The organism is Vibrio sp. 2304 (assembly GCF_033339475.1).
Classification (GTDB): domain Bacteria; phylum Pseudomonadota; class Gammaproteobacteria; order Enterobacterales; family Vibrionaceae; genus Vibrio; species Vibrio alginolyticus.
Window position 1 is genome coordinate 1 of sequence record NZ_JAWOUQ010000048.1, and the last position, 945, is coordinate 945.

A 945-nucleotide genomic window follows, 5' to 3' on the forward strand; every position below is an offset into this window, starting at 1 on the left:
CCAATCTAAAATCCTAGATCGCTGGGTCGGTCACACCAGACTGGCCCTGTAATCTCGCTCTAAGGCTTATCCTGCCTAACTTCCTACATGATGTAGTTTTTGTAATTACCGCGACGGCGTCGTCGGTCCGGTCTCTATCCGGTCTTTAGCTGTAATTTTGGCTAGATACCGAGCTGGACACGAACCCTAATGTAAATTTCTTATTTAGGTTTTCCGTCCAGTTTGCCGTCGTCGGCGGCAGTAGATGTATTTTTCCTGTTGTCCTGACAGTTGCGACGGTCATGACAGTGCCGACGGTTCTGACAGCCGTGACAGTCCCGACAGTAACCAGCTAGATTCACATCCTATTCCACTAACCCAACTCTTAGCCCTAACTCATACCAGATCCGCGCTGTAATCCTGTGTGCCGTTGGTTTTTCCGGTTCGAGTATGAATACCAGCCCCGTGATTAGCCGCTGTTTCTGGTGCTGTGGTTGAGTACTGCTGATTACGAGTCGAAATTGCATTAGAGAAAGGCAGACCGATTACCACTGAGGGTAATCGGTCATCATGATTCAACATTCATCTTGTCCTAATCTTCGGTGCTGAGTCTCCTGCGTAATCTCAGCTAGAACCCCATTCAGGCATCTAAATTATATTTATATTAATAACTAGACCTAATGGGACAGAATGTTGGTTATATTTTTGTTGGTTCCAGCGCGAAGTTTTTCCGGGGTTCCGGTCTGGTGTTGAGTGGTATGTATCTGCTCTGATTCACGTTGTACAGACGAGAGAAGGTTTTGATGGTGGATATCACTCTGATAGGGGAAGTGTGACTCTGTGGTGACTACGTGGAGAGTTTCAGTGGTGCTAATGGACCAGAGCTTACAGGAAGTAATTGCAGACCGGATATGGAAAGGACTAGAACGAAAAAAGGCTTACGGATTTCTCCATAAGCCTTAAGGA

The 945-nt window shown here is 46.6% G+C and carries 1 protein-coding gene; it reads right to left on the reverse strand.

What is annotated here, in order from left to right:
* Positions 1 to 375: 375 nt before the first annotated feature.
* Positions 376 to 561, reverse strand: a complete 186-nt coding sequence (locus R7P64_RS24150; protein WP_318124127.1) for a hypothetical protein — start codon at positions 559 to 561, stop codon at positions 376 to 378.
* Positions 562 to 945: the final 384 nt, after the last annotated feature.

Excerpts from the sequence above, each read along its gene's own strand:
- R7P64_RS24150 (WP_318124127.1), bottom strand. The coding sequence starts at position 561 with ATGTTGAATCATGATGACCGATTACCCTCAGTGGTAATCGGTCTGCCT.